Origin of the sequence: Pengzhenrongella sp. (assembly GCF_036565025.1) — a bacterium.
Taxonomy (GTDB): Bacteria; Actinomycetota; Actinomycetes; order Actinomycetales; family Cellulomonadaceae; genus Pengzhenrongella.
Map to the genome: position 1 here is coordinate 12,020 of NZ_DATCNW010000360.1, position 15,919 is coordinate 27,938.

13 protein-coding genes are annotated in these 15,919 nt (G+C 71.2%); 11 read left to right on the forward strand and 2 right to left on the reverse strand.

Annotation, left to right across the window (positions count from 1 at the left end; genetic code table 11):
• Window positions 1-274 precede the first annotated feature (274 nt).
• Complete coding sequence (locus tag VIM26_RS20425) at window positions 275-1,309, forward strand: phosphodiester glycosidase family protein (RefSeq protein WP_331954665.1); 1,035 nt, start codon at window positions 275-277, stop codon at window positions 1,307-1,309.
• Between the two features lie 15 nt (window positions 1,310-1,324).
• On the opposite strand, the gene VIM26_RS20430 is transcribed toward VIM26_RS20425, so the two are convergent.
• Complete coding sequence (locus VIM26_RS20430; protein ID WP_331954667.1) at window positions 1,325-2,146, reverse strand: helix-turn-helix domain-containing protein; 822 nt, start codon at window positions 2,144-2,146, stop codon at window positions 1,325-1,327.
• Between VIM26_RS20430 and VIM26_RS20435 the strand changes: the two genes are divergently transcribed.
• The gene (locus tag VIM26_RS20435; protein ID WP_331954669.1) at window positions 2,145-2,603 is read left to right on the forward strand and encodes a DUF3224 domain-containing protein; all 459 of its coding nucleotides are present in this window, start codon (window positions 2,145-2,147) and stop codon (window positions 2,601-2,603) included. The genes VIM26_RS20430 and VIM26_RS20435 overlap by 2 nt on opposite strands.
• Here VIM26_RS20435 and VIM26_RS20440 read toward each other — a convergent pair.
• Entirely contained in the window at window positions 2,582-4,456 is a 1,875-nt protein-coding gene (locus tag VIM26_RS20440) for a PKD domain-containing protein (RefSeq protein ID WP_331954671.1), read from the reverse strand. The genes VIM26_RS20435 and VIM26_RS20440 overlap by 22 nt on opposite strands.
• A gap of 397 nt (window positions 4,457-4,853) precedes the next feature.
• On the opposite strand from VIM26_RS20440, the gene ileS reads away from it, so the two are divergent.
• From ileS to ndk, 9 genes are all read left to right on the forward strand, one after another.
• Complete coding sequence (gene ileS, locus VIM26_RS20445; RefSeq protein WP_331954673.1) at window positions 4,854-8,168, forward strand: isoleucine--tRNA ligase; 3,315 nt, start codon at window positions 4,854-4,856, stop codon at window positions 8,166-8,168.
• Entirely contained in the window at window positions 8,165-9,538 is a 1,374-nt protein-coding gene (locus VIM26_RS20450; protein ID WP_331954675.1) for a folylpolyglutamate synthase/dihydrofolate synthase family protein, read from the forward strand. The genes ileS and VIM26_RS20450 overlap by 4 nt, the downstream gene beginning before the upstream one ends.
• A 186-nt stretch (window positions 9,539-9,724) precedes the next feature.
• Complete coding sequence (gene dhaK, locus VIM26_RS20455; protein ID WP_331954677.1) at window positions 9,725-10,720, forward strand: dihydroxyacetone kinase subunit DhaK; 996 nt, start codon at window positions 9,725-9,727, stop codon at window positions 10,718-10,720.
• 70 nt (window positions 10,721-10,790) lie between these two features.
• Window positions 10,791-11,459, forward strand: a complete 669-nt coding sequence (gene dhaL, locus VIM26_RS20460) for a dihydroxyacetone kinase subunit DhaL (RefSeq protein WP_331954679.1) — start codon at window positions 10,791-10,793, stop codon at window positions 11,457-11,459.
• Window positions 11,456-12,214, forward strand: a complete 759-nt coding sequence (gene dhaM, locus VIM26_RS20465; RefSeq protein ID WP_331954681.1) for a dihydroxyacetone kinase phosphoryl donor subunit DhaM — start codon at window positions 11,456-11,458, stop codon at window positions 12,212-12,214. The genes dhaL and dhaM overlap by 4 nt, the downstream gene beginning before the upstream one ends.
• Before the next feature lie 225 nt (window positions 12,215-12,439).
• Window positions 12,440-13,057 carry a helix-turn-helix domain-containing protein gene (locus tag VIM26_RS20470; RefSeq protein WP_331954683.1) on the forward strand — a complete coding sequence of 206 codons (618 nt, stop codon included), beginning with the start codon at window positions 12,440-12,442 and terminating at the stop codon, window positions 13,055-13,057.
• 80 nt (window positions 13,058-13,137) lie between these two features.
• Window positions 13,138-14,916, forward strand: a complete 1,779-nt coding sequence (locus VIM26_RS20475) for an MDR family MFS transporter (protein ID WP_331954685.1) — start codon at window positions 13,138-13,140, stop codon at window positions 14,914-14,916.
• On the forward strand, window positions 14,913-15,374 hold the full coding sequence (locus VIM26_RS20480; RefSeq protein WP_331954687.1) for a DUF4233 domain-containing protein: 462 nt from the start codon (window positions 14,913-14,915) through the stop codon (window positions 15,372-15,374). The genes VIM26_RS20475 and VIM26_RS20480 overlap by 4 nt, the downstream gene beginning before the upstream one ends.
• Window positions 15,375-15,384: 10 nt before the next feature.
• Window positions 15,385-15,822 (forward strand): nucleoside-diphosphate kinase, encoded by a 438-nt coding sequence (gene ndk / locus VIM26_RS20485; protein WP_331954689.1) that lies wholly within the window; start codon window positions 15,385-15,387, stop codon window positions 15,820-15,822.
• Window positions 15,823-15,919: the final 97 nt, after the last annotated feature.

Consider the following 15,919-nt stretch of genomic DNA (forward strand, 5'->3'; position numbering starts at 1 on the left):
ATCAGCCTCTCCTCAGCATCCTCGGCGGATGCTGCCCACGGGCCACCACCCGGGCGCACTGCTCGCGCAGCCCCGAGCACCCAGTCGGTCGCGAGCCGGGGCCCGACGACCTGAGGAGAGTTCTGTGACCATCGATCGCGCGACCGCGGGGCCCGGCCGGCGCACGCAACCCGCTGCGCGTCGGCCCAGTCGGCGTCGCTTCTGGCTGCGCCGCGCAGGCCTGCTGACAATCATTCTCCTGCTGTGGCCGGCCTGGTCGATCGGTGGCGCCCTGATGGCTCCGGGCACCGACAGCACCAGTGCCCGGCTGGCCGAATGGGCCCGCTTCCACGGGCTCGGCTGGGCAGTCACCAGCCTCGAGCGGGTCCAGTACCGGCTCAACCCTCCGAAGATCGGCGGTCGCCTCGCCGGTGGGATTCCGATCGCGTCCACCCCGCTGCCGAGGTCCACGCCGTCGACCTCCACGCCGCCACTATCCAGACCCCAGAATGGGCCGGCCGCAATTCCAGCCCAGGCCCAGCCATCGCTACCGGGCGAAGGTTCCTGGCAGCGACTGGTGGACGTCCACGGCAAGCCGGCGATCCGGGCCGCGTTCCTGCGTCCGGACAACAAGCACACCAGTTACATGGTCGGGGTGGCCTGGCTCGACCAGAAGCTGGTCAGAATGACCCTCCATCCTGGGTACAAAGTTCCTGGCGGATCGGGCTGGCCGCAGCCCTCCCAGGTGCCAGTCTCCGAGCGTGGCAGCTTGTTGGCGACCTTCAACTCGGGCTTCACCATGGCCGACGCGAACGGCGGCTACTGGCAGAAGGGCCAGACGGGCGTGCCGCTGCGCACCGGAGCTGCATCGATGGTTCTCTACAACGATGGTCACGTCGACGTGGTCAGCTGGAAGGGTGGCACACCGGGCCCCGGCGTGGCCGCCGTCCGGCAGAATCTCGGCCTGCTGGTCAACCACGGCGCTATCTCTCCCGACGTCGGCAGCACGACCACGACGACGTGGGGAAAGACCGTGGGTAACGCCACCTACGTGTGGCGAACCGCTCTGGGTGTCCGCCCGGACGGCTCGCTCGTGTTCGTCGTCGGCGACTCACTGTCGGTGCACACCCTGGCCAACATCGTGCGCGGTGCAGGAGCGGTACGCGCAATGGAGCTCGACATCAACAAGGATTGGACGAACTTCATCACCTATACCCACCCCAGCACAGGCCTGGCGGTGCCCCGCATGCTCACCACCGACGAGCATCCGAACCCGAGTCGCTACCTTCAACCATCGACCCGAGACTTCGTCGCAGTCTTTCCTCGATGATCGTCAGCGGCGACGTCAACCCCGCCGCGCCGGCCCGCGGCCGATCGAACGTTGGTAGGAGGCCGGTGGAGTGCCGACCACCTGCGTGAACGCCCGGATCAGGTGTGCCTGGTCGCTGAACCCGAGCTCGCCGGCGAGACCGGCCCAGTCGGTGACCGCACCGGTGTGCGCCGCGGCGGCCGCGTCGAGGATCCGGAAGCGCTGGATGACCCACTTCGGCCCGACGCCGACGTACTGCGTGAACAACCGCTGCAGGGAGCGCAGGCTCATCCCGGCGTCGGTCGCCAGCGTCTCGGCCCGGGTGATCTCGACCCGCCGCTCCGCCCGGGCCACGAGCTCGGTCACCCCGCGCCCGACGGCGTCGGGCTCTGGGCCGACTCCGACCAGGTACTCCTCCAGCGTGGCGACCAGTTCCGCGCTGTCGCCGCCGGCGAGGATCCGGCGCGCGGCCGGCACGTCGTCGTGCACGAAGAGCTCCGATGCCGGGCGCACGGTTCCCGAGATGCCGCCGACCGACCGCCGCAGCAGCGGTCGGAACCCGCCGGGATGGAAGGTCGCACCCAGCACGTGACCGGGCCCGTGCAGCGTCCGGAAGAAGGGCTCGCGGCTGACCCCGTGCACGAGCAGCCGCCCGTCCTCGGCCGCGAGCTGGATCCGGGGCTGCGGAACCACCTGCTGACGATGCGGCGCCGAGGCGAACCACCGCACCAGCCAGTAGTAGTCGACGAACTCGGCCAGCTCCGGACGAGGGGCGAGCCGTTCGACCACGAAGGCCTGACCGGCCGCGTCGGGCCGGATGATCGCCTCGGGATGCCCGACCGGCGGCTCGGTGACCATGCGCGTCATCGTAGGTCGTGTCGCCTTTCTTCAAGACCGGGCCGGCCGGGCCTTCGACGCGGGCTACACCTACTCCGGCGAGGTCGAGGGCACCAGCACTCTCGTCTACCTGATCGCGTACAAGGCCGACGCCGCGCCGGTGCTCGGCCTCGAGCAGTTCACCGGGACCATCGGCGGGCAGGACGGAACCTGCGTGCTGCGCCAACTCGGCAGCCAGGACGCCGGCTCGGTCTCGGCGCACCTGGAGGTCGTCCCGGGCATGGGCACGGGCGGCCTGGAGTCCCTCACCGGCGAAGCCGAACTGGTCATCGCCAACCACTGCGACGACGGCTACGACCTCGTCCTCCACTACGACCTCGGTTCGGGCCCTGGTTTCGGAAGTATGTGCTCGTTCGACGCTCACATTGTTCCGAAAACCGGCTCGACGGGCCGGGCTCAGGGGCCGGTGACGGTGTAGTTGTCGACGCGGACGGTCACCGGGCCGTTCGTGGTCGTGCTCGAGTTGAGGGCCGCTAGGCCCGTGTGCCCGGTGACCTGGAGGGCGGTCGTCGCGTCTGTCGTGCTGATCAGCCACGCGGACGGCTGGGTCCCCGTCGTCGCCCAGACCTTGGCCCGCAGCGTGGTTGGGGACGTGCCGCTGACCTCGAAGAGGGTCGTGATCGCGGTCCCCGCGGTGTAGGTCAGACCCGGCACGGTGGTCTCGGCGGTGATGCCGGTCTCGGCGCCGGCGGCGTTGGTGCGCACCAGCCGGGCGGTGACCGCGCCGGTCGCCTTGTGGCCGACCTTGAGCCGGTACTCGCCCCCGGTCGTGACCCTGCCCCGCAGCAGGAACCATCCGCCAGACCCGTTCGGGCGCTTGTCCCAGCTCTCGGTGACCTGGGTGGTCAGCGCGGTTCCGGTCACCGCGGTCAGGCGTGCCTGCGAGAGCGAGCTCTGGCTCGCGAGTGTGAGCCGACCGGTTCCGCTGGACACGCTCGCCGCGCCGGAAGTCGTCCAGACCCCGCCGACGTCGGCCGAGCCGAAGCCGCTCGCGACGGTGCGCTCGAACGAGTCGGACGCGACGACGGTCGAGCTGGACACGGTGACGGTGTGTGTCACGGACCCGGTCGCGCCGGCGTCGTCGGTCACGGTCAGGATCACCGGGTAGGTGCCGGCCGCGGCGTAGGAGTGCGTCGCGCTCGCGCCGGTATCCGAGGCGCCGTCGCCGAAGCTCCACGTGTAGGACGTCACGGTGCCGTCGGCGTCGCTCGAGCCGGATCCGTCGAGGGTGCAGTCGAGCAGCGTGCACGACGACGTGAAGGCCGCCGTCGGCGGCAGGTTCGACGGCGGCCCGACCGACCCGATGCTGAACGCGTCCGTGAAGGAGCCGCCCGCCGCGCGTTCGAAGCTCGCGGTGAGGGTCGTCGCGGTCGCCTGCACGTCGAGCACTCCCCAGGTCGCGGTGCTCAGGCCCGACCCGGCCGCGAAGTAGGGCGCCTCGGGGTCCGCAAGGTTGCGATCGCGCTGGGCGACACCGCCGGTACCGGCGGTGACGAACACCGTCCCGGCACCCTTGGCCACGTCGGCGCGCGAGTCCGCGATGCAGTCAAGGTCCGCCGCCGCGCCCGGGGTGAGGCTCGGGCAGCCGGGAGCCAGGGCGAGTTGCTTGGTCCGCTCGTACTCGTGCTCGTGCCCCGAGAGCACCAAGTCGACCCGCTTGGCGAGCAGCAGGTTGAGCAGGTCGGCCCCGGACTCGCAGGCGTACAACCCGGTCGACAGGCACGGCTTGTGCATCCCGACGACGACCCAGGGGATCGCCGCCGCCCGCGCGCCGTCGATCGCGGCGGCCGTCCACGCGTACCGCGGGCTCCCGGCCGGGTAGTCGTACGTGCCGTCCGGGTACGTCAGGCCGGGGGAGATCAGCACGAACCGCACCAGGGGGTTCTGGGCCGGCACGTCGACGTACCACTGGCGGCCGTACGTCCCGATGGCGCCGGGAAGCTGGTTCGGCAGGCAGGCGGAGAAGTCGTTGATGTTGCCGTTGATCCCGTCGGACTCGTGGTTCCCGGAGATCAGCTCGAACGGAAAACCAGCGCCGACGTACTGGGTGACGAGGTCGCACCAGGCCGGCTCGGTCCCGACCGCCCCGTAGGCCAGGTCCCCGAGCGCGAGATTCAGGTCGGGGTCGATCGACCCGATCTTCCCCAGGACGGACCGGGTGTTGGACTCGGTGCCGTAGTCGCCCGCCGCGGTGAAATGGACCGTGCCCGGTGTGGCCAGCGCAGTGTCCACGACGCCCGACGCCGACAACCCGGCAAGTCCGATCGCCACGACCACGGCGGTGAGTGACGCAAGTGAAGCGCTGTCGCGACCCATGAGGACCTCCGGGACATGCGGCACCCTTGCCGCCGATCCCACTATCACATACCAGGACAAAACATTGCGGTCCCCGTAACGAGATCGAGCCCCGGTCGGCGGCGCAGTAGGCTACCCGGCACAGGCACTGACCCGGCCATCACCGGCGAGCCTTCCGGAAGAACGGGACCGAACCGGCCCCCAGTAGAACCGGACGGGTGGCCCGTCACAGCCGGCTCGAGTGGTCGTCGCGACCGCACCTTGGACCGCGGCGGCAAGCGGGGTGGTACCGCGGCAGGTGGCGTGTGAGCGTCGGTTGTCGTCCCCGTGGCACATACGACTCGACCGACCGACCCAGGAGCCTGGCGCACCGATGGCCTACCCGAAGCACCGTCCCAGCGAGCCCACCCCGAACTCCGATGCGCCCGCGGCCGTGTCCGCGTCCCCGGACCTGCCCGCGCTCGAGCTGGACGTGCTGGCCTACTGGGCCGCCGACCACACCTTCCAGGCGTCCATCGACCAGCGCCCCGCGGGCCAGGACGGCGCGAACGAGTTCGTGTTCTACGACGGCCCCCCGTTCGCCAACGGGACCCCGCACTACGGCCACCTGCTGACCGGGTACGCCAAGGACGTCGTCGGGCGCTACCAGACCCAGCGCGGGCGCCGCGTCGAGCGCCGGTTCGGCTGGGACACCCACGGCCTGCCGGCCGAGCTCGAGGCCGAGCGGATCCTCGGGATCACGGACAAGGCGCAGATCGACGAGATGGGCATCGCCGCGTTCAACGAGGTGTGCCGCAGCTCGGTGCTCAAGTACACCGACGTCTGGCAGGAGTACGTCACGCGCCAGGCGCGCTGGGTCGACTTCGACAACGACTACAAGACCCTCGACCTGACCTACATGGAGTCGGTCATCTGGGCCTTCAAGCAGCTCTACGACAAGGGCCTGGCCTACGAGGGCTTCCGCGTGCTGCCGTACTGCTGGCACGACGAGACGCCGCTGTCCAACCACGAGCTGCGCATGGACGACGACGTCTACCAGTCCCGCCAGGACCCGGCGCTGACCGTCGGGGTGCGCCTGGAGAAGAAACCAGACCAGCAGCGGGGTGACCTCGCGCTGCTCTGGACCACGACGCCTTGGACGCTCCCGTCCAACCTTGCCATCGCTGTCGGGCCGGACATCGACTACGTACGGGTTCAGCCGTCGAAGAATTCCGCGCTGGCCGGCCAGATCGTGATCCTGGCGAGTTCGCGGCTGTCCTCGTACGAGCGCGAGCTGGGTTTTGTCGCCTCAGTCGCCGCCGATCCGGACGATCAGGCACTGGTGCTCGAGGATGTCAAGGGCTCTGCCCTGCTCGGGCGCTCCTACACCCCGCCGTTTCCCTACTTCACCGATGCGGTTGCCCACCCGAACGCGCACCGCATCCTCGAGGCCGACTTCGTCACCACCGAGGACGGCACCGGCCTGGTGCACCTGGCGTCCGGCTTCGGCGAGGACGACATGGCCGTGTGCAACGCCGCGGGGATCACCCCTGTCGTTCCGGTCGACTCCAAGGGCCAGTTCACTTCCGAGGTCTTCGACTACGCCGGGCTCCAGGTCTTCGACGCGAACAAGCCGATCATCGCCGACCTCAAGGCCGGGACCGGACCGCTCAAAGCCTTCCCGGCCGAGCGACGCGCCGTCGTCGTGCGGCACGAGACCTACGAGCACTCCTACCCGCACTGCTGGCGCTGCCGGAACCCGCTGATCTACAAGGCCGTCTCGAGCTGGTTCGTGCAGGTCACGCAGTTCCGCGACCGCATGGTCGAGCTGAACCAGGACATCACCTGGGTGCCCGGGCACATCAAGGAGGGCCAGTTCGGTCACTGGCTCGCCGGGGCGCGGGACTGGTCGATCTCCCGCAACCGGTACTGGGGCACCCCGATCCCGGTCTGGGTCTCCGACGACCCGTCCCACCCGCGGATCGACGTCTACGGCTCGCTCGCCGAGCTGCGCGCCGACTTCGGGGTCGAGGTCACCGACCTGCACCGCCCGTTCATCGACGAGCTCACCCGGCCCAACCCGGACGACCCGACCGGCGCCTCGACGATGCGCCGGATCCCCGACGTGCTGGACGTCTGGTTCGACTCGGGCTCGATGCCGTTCGCCCAGGTGCACTACCCGTTCGAGAATACGGAGTGGTTCGCCCGCCACTACCCGGGCGACTTCATCACCGAGTACATCGGCCAGACGCGCGGCTGGTTCTACCTGCTGCACGTGCTCGCCACGGCCATCTTCGACCGGCCCGCGTTCCGCACGTCCGTCTCGCACGGCATCGTGCTCGGCTCCGACGGTCGCAAGATGAGCAAGTCGCTGCGCAACTACCCGGACGTGACCGAGGTGTTCGACCGCGACGGCTCGGACGCGATGCGCTGGTTCCTGATGGCCTCGCCGATCCTGCGCGGCGGGAACCTCGTGGTCACCGAGGAGGGCATCCGGGAGAACGTGCGCCAGGTCCTGCTCCCGCTGTGGAGCACCTGGTACTTCTTCGCGCTCTACGCGGGCGCCGCGAACGGCGGCGACGGGCTCACCGCGCGCGCCGTCACGGCCGACGACGTGTCGCAGCTGGACACCATGGACCGGTACCTGCTCGCGCGCACCCGGGACCTGGTCGCCACGGTGACCGGCCAGCTCGACGCCTACGACGTGCCGGGGGCCTGCGAGAGCGTGCGCGTGCACCTCGATGTGGTGACCAACTGGTACGTGCGCACCTCGCGGCAGCGGTTCTGGGACGAGGACCCCGCAGCGTTCAACACCCTGTGGACGGCGCTCGAGGTGCTCACCCGCATCATGGCGCCCCTCGCTCCGCTGCTGTCGGAGGAGGTCTGGCGCGGGCTGACCGGCGGGCGCAGCGTGCACCTGACCGACTGGCCGACGCCGGACGAGCTGCCCGCACCGGAGGGTGACGCAGCGCTGGTCGAGGCGATGGACCGGGTCCGGGAGATCTGCTCGGTCGGGCTCGGCCTGCGCAAGGCGAACTCGCTGCGGGTGCGCCAGCCGCTGCGTGAGCTGCGCGTCGCGGTCCCGAACCCCGAGCACCTCGAGCCGTTCGTGCCGCTGATCCGCGCCGAGCTCAATGTGCGCAGCGTCGTGCTGCTCGACGTCGCACAGGCGAGCGCGAGCGAGTACGGCGTCTCGAGCCAGCTGAACGTGAACGCCCGAGCCGCGGGTCCGCGGCTCGGCAAGGGTGTCCAGGACGTGATCCGGGCGGCCAAGTCCGGCGCCTGGGAACAGCGAGAGGATGGCGTCGTGACCGTCAGGACGGCAAGCGGCGAGGTACCGCTGCTCGAGGCCGAGTACGAGCTGCGCACGGTCGTCGCCGGGCGTGAGGGCGACGAGATCGCCGCCGCGATCCTGCCCGGCTCGGGCTTCGCGGTGCTCGACATCTCCCTGGACGACGTGCTGCGCGCCGAGGGCTACGCGCGCGACGTCGTGCGCGCAGCCCAGGACGCCCGCAAGGCGGCCGGCCTGCACGTCACCGACCGGATCCGGCTCTCGCTCGGGGTGCCGGCGCAGTGGCGGCCGGCGGTCGAGGAGCACCGCGACCTGATCGCGCACGAGACGCTCGCGACCGAGCTGATCCTGGACGACGTCGCCGGTGAGCTCGAGGTCGCCGTCGAACGGCTCGCCACGACGGGGGCGAGCGCATGACCCGCGCCGACCGGGCCCGCCGCGACGCCGAGCGGGCCGCCGACGAGGCGGCCAAGGAGGTCTACCAGGGCATCCTCTCGCGCAGCCCCGAGCACGACTTCGAACCCACCCTCAAGCGCGTGCAGGCGGTGTGCGAGCTGCTGGGCGACCCGCAGCGGGCGTTCCGCACGGTGCACCTGACCGGCACGAACGGCAAGACCTCGACCTCGCGGATGATCGACCGGCTGGTCCGCGAGCACGGCCTGCGCACCGGCCGTTTCACCAGCCCGCACCTGACCAGCGTGCGCGAGCGCATCGCGATCGACGGCGAGCCGATCAGCGCCGAGCGCTTCGTGGAGATCTGGCAGGACGTCGCGCCGTACGTGCACCTCGTCGACACCACGTCGGCCGCCGACGGCGAGCCGCGGATGAGCTTCTTCGAGGTGCTCACCGTGATGGCGCTCGCGGCGTTCGCCGATGCGCCGATCGACGTCGCGATCATCGAGGTCGGGATGGGCGGGGTCTGGGATGCGACGAACGTGGTCGACGCCGAGGTCGCGGTCATCACGCCGATCTCGTTCGACCACGAGCGCTGGCTCGGGCACGACCTCACCTCGATCGCCGGGGAGAAGTCCGGGATCATCAAGGACGGCGCGTCCGTCGTGATGGCCGCCCAGACCGAGGAGGTCGAGGGGGTGCTGCTCGCGGCCGCCGCGGCGCGTGGGGCGCGCGTCGTGCGCGAGGGCGTCGACATCCACGTCACCGAACGCAACGTCGCCGTCGGCGGCCAGCTCATCTCGCTGCGCGGGCTCGGCGGGGTCTACACCGAGGTGTTCCTGCCGTTGTACGGCGCCCACCAGGCGCACAACGCGCTGCTCGCGCTGGTCGCGACGGAGGCGCTGCTCACCGGTGGCGCCGCGCTGGACGGCGACGTCGTCGGGGCCGCGTTCGCCGACGTCGATTCGCCCGGCCGCCTGGAGGTGCTCCGCTCGAGCCCGACGATCATCGTCGACGCCGCGCACAACCCCGCCGGGATCGCGGCCCTGGTCGAGGGTGTCGAGGAGGCGTTCGAGTTCACGCGCCTCGTTGGGGTGGTCGGTGTACTCCAGGACAAGGACGCCGAACAGGTGCTCGCGGGCCTCGAACCGCTGCTCGCCGAGGTCGTCGTCACGCGCTCGTCCTCCCAGCGTTCGGTGGAGGTGGACGACCTCGCCGAGGTCGCGATCGAGGTGTTCGGCGAGGACCGGGTGCACGCCGTCGAGCGGCTCGACGACGCGCTGGACCTCGCGGTGCAGCGTGCCGAGAGCGTGGAGCAGTACGGCGCAGGGGTGCTCGTGACCGGATCCGTGACGATGGTCGCTGACGTGCGGATCCTGCTCGGCAAGGGCTGAGAATCTCGGGTCGCGCCCGCGCCGGGCGGTTCACCCGACCGTCCGGATGAGGTACCCCGGCGAGGCGGACTAATGTGCGCAAGAGGTGCACCTCCCCAGGGGCGGTGCACCCGAGCAGGGGCGCGCATCGACCTGCGCGGCGACGGCGCTGCGCGCGACGTGCCGGTGAGTGAGAGGGAGTGCAGCGTGAAGAAGCTGATCAACGACCCGCAGAACGTCGTCGCAGAATCCGTCGAGGGGTTCGGCTGGGCGCACGCCGACGTCGTCGCGGTGCACCTGGACCCGACCTACGTCTCGCGAGCCGGCGGCGCCGTCGCGGGCAAGGTCGGCCTCGTCTCCGGTGGCGGCAGCGGGCACGAACCGTTGCACGCCGGTTTCGTGGGCCTCGGGATGCTCGACGCCGCCGTTCCCGGCGCCGTGTTCACCTCGCCGACCCCGGACCAGATCGCGCCGGCCCTGCTCGCCGCGAGCGGTGGCGCGGGCGTGCTGGCCATCGTGAAGAACTACACCGGTGACGTGCTCAACTTCGAGACCGCCGTCGAGCTCGCCGAGGCCGACGACATCGAGGTCGCCACCGTCGTGGTGAACGACGACGTCGCCGTCCAGGACTCGCTGTACACCGCCGGCCGGCGCGGGGTCGCGGGCACGGTCGCCGTCGAGAAGATCGCCGGCGCCGCGGCCGAGCGGGGCGACAACCTCGCCGCCGTCGTCGCGATCGCGGAGCGGGTCATCGCGAACGTCCGGACCATGGGCGTCGCGCTGTCGGCCTGCATCGTGCCGCACGCCGGAGTGCCGAGCTTCGAGCTCACCGAGGACGAGGTCGAGATCGGCATCGGCATCCACGGCGAGCCCGGACGCCGCCGGGTACCCATGGAGAGTGCCGACAACATCACCGAGCACCTGCTCACACCGGTCGCGGACGACCTGGCCCTGGTCAGCGGGGAGAACGTGCTGCTGTTCGTCAACGGCATGGGCGGCACGCCCGCGTCGGAGCTGTACGTCGTCTATCGTCAGGCCCGCAAGCTGCTCGAGGCGCGCGGGGTGAACGTGACCCGGTCGTTGGTCGGCAACTACGTGACCTCCCTCGAGATGCAGGGCGTGTCGGTGACCGTCCTGCGGCTGGACAGCGAGCTCACCGCCCTCTGGGACGCCCCCGTGCGCACGGCGGCGCTGCACTGGTAAACGCCCGAGACGGGCGGCAACGAGACTGGCAACGCACGAGAACAGCAACAACGAACGAGGAAGTGTGCGCATGACCCTGGATGTGGCGTGGGCGGTCGAGTGGACCCGGCGGACGGCGGAGCAGGTGCTCGCCCGCCGGGTCGAGCTGAACGAGCTCGACCGGCAGATCGGAGACGGTGACCACGGGGAGAACATGGCGCGCGGATTCACCGCCGTGCTCGCCAAGCTCGACGCGCGCACCGAGCCGCCCGGCGACATCGGGGAGGTCCTCAAGCTCATTGCGACGACGTTGATGTCGACGGTCGGCGGGGCGGCCGGCCCGCTCTACGGAACTGCGTACCTGCGTGCGGCCAAGGTCACCGGGATCCCGGAACTGGACCCGCCCGCCGTGGTCGCGATGCTCGAGGCGGCGCTCGAGGGCATCGTCGCGCGCGGCAAGGCGACCACCGGGGAGAAGACCATGGTCGACGCGTGGACGCCCGCGGTCGCCGCGGCCGTCGCTCGGACCGACGCGGGGGCCGCCCCCGTTGACGTGCTCGTGGCCGCGGCCGAGGCGGCCGAGGCCGGTGCGGTGGCCACGATCCCGCTGATCGCGACCAAGGGCCGGGCCAGCTATCTCGGGGAACGCAGTGCGGGGCACCAGGACCCCGGTGCGACCTCGACGGCGATCGTGCTGCGCGCCGCCGTGGAGGCCGCGAACGGCGTGGCCCCCGAGATGACCGCGGCCCAGGGGGCATGAGGATGCCGCCGACGTCGTCCGACGAGGCGGCCGGGGGCGACGCGGTGAGCGTGGTCTCGGTCGCGCTCGTGCTCGTCTCCCACTCGATGGACCTGGCAGCCGGGACCGTCGCGCTCGCCGGCCAGATGGCCCCGCGCGTCGCGATGATCCCGGCCGGCGGGACCGACGAGGGCGGGCTCGGCACGAGCTTCGAGCTCGTCACCGAGGCCCTCGATCGTGCGAGCGCGGACGGGCGCTCCGTCGTCGTGCTCACCGACCTGGGGTCCGCGGTGCTCACCACCGAGACCGTCCTGGAGTTCGCGGACGACGCCGTCGCGGCGCGCGTCCGGATCGCGGACGCCCCCTTCGTCGAGGGCGCCGTCGCGGCCGCGGTCGCGGCCGAGGGCGGCGCGGACGTCGCCAGCGTGCTCGAGGCCGCGGAGCGTGCGGGCAGCCAGTACGCGCGGACTGCGCCGGACCTGAGCCTGCCCTCGACGCCCGCGTGGGCCAGGGTCCCGTCCGGGCTGCGGGCCTCGGCAGTGCTGCGCAACCCGCTCGGCCTGCATGCCCGACCCGCGGCGCAGCTGGCCCGCACCGCGTCCGGCTTCGACGCCGCGGTCACCGTCGACGGCGTCGACGCGGCAAGCGTGCTCGCCCTGATCGGCCTGGGCACCGTAGGAGGCCGGGAGGTCACCGTCACCGCGACCGGCCCCCAAGCACGAGCCGCCCTGGCAGCCGTAGTCGACGAGATCGAATCAGGCTTCGGCGAGGCCTGACTCCCCGCCCACACCCACCGCCGCCGCGCACCCCGCACGTGTCAGCCGTTGCGCGGTCCAGAGCGCGCGCTGCGTCTGACAACTCCGCTCGCCGAGCTGAGCTGTGCCCGGTTTTGGGAAGGTTTGGCGCGCGACACGCACCAAACCTTCCGAAACCTGACGGGATCCGGCCGGGCTTCAAACATGCACTAGATGTAATGTTGCATCGGGTGTAATGTTCTTCTTGTGAGCATCACTGAGGGGTCGAACGAGCCGGTCGGGCTGCGTGAGCGTAAGAAGGTCGCGCGGCGCGAGGCCCTGATCGACGCGACGCACAGGCTCGTCGAGCGCGACGGCCTCGACGGCGCGACCGTCGAGGCGATCTGCGCCGAGGCCGGCGTGTCCACCCGCACGTTCTTCAACTACTTCGAGACCAAGGACGACGCCGTCCTCGGCATCGAGCCGTGGTCCCTCGACCCGACCGTCGCCGACACGTTCGCGGCCGGCGGGCCCACCGGCCGGTTGATGCCCGACCTCGAGCTCGTCGCGGCCAACCTGCTCGGCAAGCCGATGATCGGCAAGGCCCGGATCGCCGCCGCGATGGAGCTGGCTCGGCGCGAGCCGCGCCTGCTCGTGCGGATGATGACCTGGATGGAGCAGAACCGCGGCGAGATCGAGTCCCTCGTGCGTCGCCGGATCGGCGAGGACGCGCCGGCCCACGACCTCGAGCTCATCGGGATCCTCGTCCTGCTGATCACGCGCGCCACCTTCTCCCGCTGGGAGGCCGCGGGTGGCGACGGTGTCCCGGGGGATCACCTGACCGCCGTCATCGGCGATCTGCGCGCCCTCCTCGCCGAGAGCTGAGCCGCGCCCACAACGTTCGACTCATCGCACGACGGCACCGGCGCCGACACCCCCTACCCGCACGATCGAACGAGGACTCCATGGCAATCGCCGCGCATGCCCCAGCCCCACCCGAAGCGACCGGCAAGCCGCTGATCGTGCTCACCCAGCGCACCGTCTGGCTGATCTTCGGCGCGCTGCTGGCAAGCATGTTCATGTCCTCCCTGGACCAGTCGATCGTCGGCACCGCGATGCCGACGATCGTCGGCGAGCTCAACGGGGTCGCGCACCAGGGCTGGATCGTGACGATCTACATCCTGGCCATCGCGACCGTGATGCCGCTGTACGGCAAGTTCGGGGACCTGTGGGGCCGGCGCTACCCGTTCCTCGTCGCGATCGGGCTGTTCACGGTCGCCTCCGCCGGCGCGGGCTTCGCGCAGAGCTTCGGCGAGCTGGTCGCGTGGCGCGGCGTGCAGGGCCTCGGTGGCGGCGGGCTGATGATCCTGTCGCAGGCGATCATCGCCGACATCGTCTCGGCGAAGGACCGCGGCAAGTACATGGGGCCGATGGGCGCGCTGTTCGGCGTCTCGGCCGTGATCGGGCCGCTGCTCGGCGGCTTCTTCACCGAGAGCCTCAGCTGGCGCTGGTGCTTCTGGATCAACATCCCGATCGGCATCGCCGCGTTCGCCGTCGCCTGGAAGACCCTCAAGCTGCCCAGCCACCGCTCGGGCCGCAAGCTCGATGTCGCCGGCATCGCCCTGATGGTGCTCGCGACCTCCGGCCTCGTGCTGACCACGAGCTGGCAGAGCTGGACCGGCAACTCCGGCTTCGACTGGACCGACCGCGGACTGCAGGCGCTCGTCGCCGGCACCCTGCTCGCGGCCGTCGCGTTCGTGTTCGTCGAGCAGCGCGCGCAGGAGCCGCTGCTTCCCCTGCACCTGTTCAAGAACCCCACCTTCGCCATCGCGACCTCCGTCGGCCTGGTGATCGGCATGGGCATGTTCGCGGCGCTCGGCTTCCTGCCGCTGTTCCTGCAGATGGCCACCGGCGCGGGGGTCACCGAGTCCGGGTTCCTGATGCTCCCGATGATGGTCGGCGTGATGGCCACCGCGATCGGGTCCGGCATCGCGATCACCAGGACCGGCCGGTACCGGATGTTCCCGATCACCGGCATGGGCATCGCGACCCTCGGCGTGATCTGGCTGACCCAGCTCACCGGGGACATCTCGATGCTGCTGTTCTCCGCGATGATCCTGGTGCTCGGTGCCGGGCTCGGCCTGGTCATGCAGACGATCGTGCTCGCGGTGCAGAACTCGGTGGACCCGAAGGAGCTCGGCACGGCGACCAGCGCGAGCAACTTCTTCCGCGAGATCGGGGCGGCGGTCGGGACCGCGCTGTTCAGCACGATCTTCGTCTCGCGCCTGGAGACCAACCTCGGCGACGTGTTCGCGAAGGCGCCGGCCGCTGCCGGCGCGGGCTCGGGCGGGCTCACCCCGGCGCTCGTCGCCGCCCTGCCCGAACCGCTGCACACCGGGGTGGTCGACGCCTACGCGAACGCCCTCGCGCCCGCGTTCTGGTACCTGGTGCCGCTGCTCGTCGTCGGCTTCGTCCTGACGCTCTTCCTGCGCGAGGTCAAGCTGTCCGACGTCGCGGGCATGGTCGCGCGCGGCGAGGCCCTCGCCGACCCCGGCCACCGCCTGCCCGACGACGGCGGTCACGTGCCGGCCGCCGACGCTCGGCCCGCCGACGGCGCCCAGCCGGCCGACGAGGTCCAGCCCGCCGCCGCCCAGCCCGCCGACAACCTCCAGCGTGCTGCCGTCGCCCAGCCCGCTGGTGTGACCGCGGGCCCTGACCGCGGCGCCGGTAACCTGACCCGATGACCACCGCGCCGCTTGACGCACCCACCGGCGGGCCCGACCAGGGCGACCCGGCCCCGACGATGCGACGCAAGCGCTCCGCGAGGCTCACCTTCGCCTCGACCGTGCTCCTGCTCGAGGCGTTCGTGGTGCTCTTCGCCACGCTGATGGCGTTCGGGCTCCGGGCGGCGCCGCCGGGCGTGATCTGGGCGTGCGGCGGCACGCTCGCCGTCGTGCTGCTCCTGCTCTCCGGGATGCTCAAGCGTCCCGGCGGCTACCTCGCGGGCAGCGTGGTGCAGGTGCTCATCCTGGCGGGCGGCGTCGTGCTGCTCGGCTCCGCGGCGCAGGCAGCGGCGTTCGTCGCGCTGAGCACGCTCGCCGTCGGGGTCGTGTTCGTCGCGCTGTGGATCCTCGGGCTGCGGCTCGGCGGCCGGATCGACCGCGAACGGGCCGAATGGGACGCGGCCCACCCGGCCGGTTAGGGTCTCGACCATGACCGACACCGCAGCCCCCATCGAGCGCACCCTGATCCTCGTCAAGCCCGACGGCGTCCGCCGCGGGCTGGTCGGGGAGGTCGTGCGCCGCGTCGAGGCGAAGGGCTACTCCCTGGTCGCCGCCGAGCTCCGCACGGCCGACGACGCCCTGCTCGCCGCGCACTACGCCGAGCACCTGGGCAAGAGCTTCTACCAGCCGCTGGTGGACTTCATGGCCTCCGGCCCCGTGCTCGCGATCGTCGCCGAGGGGCAGCGCGTGATCGAGGCCTTCCGCCTGCTCGCCGGTGCCACCGACCCGACCGTTGCCGCCCCCGGCACCATCCGCGGGGACCTCGGACGGGACTGGGGCGTCGCCGTCCAGCAGAACCTCGTGCACGGCTCGGACTCCCCGGAGTCGGCAGCCCGCGAGATCGCCCTCTGGTTCCCGACCCTCTAGCGGACCCCGCGAGCAAGGCCCGCCAGACCCGCGAGACCCCAAAAAGACCCGCAACGTCCGAGCGTTGACGTCCTATAGGACGTCAACGCTCGGACGT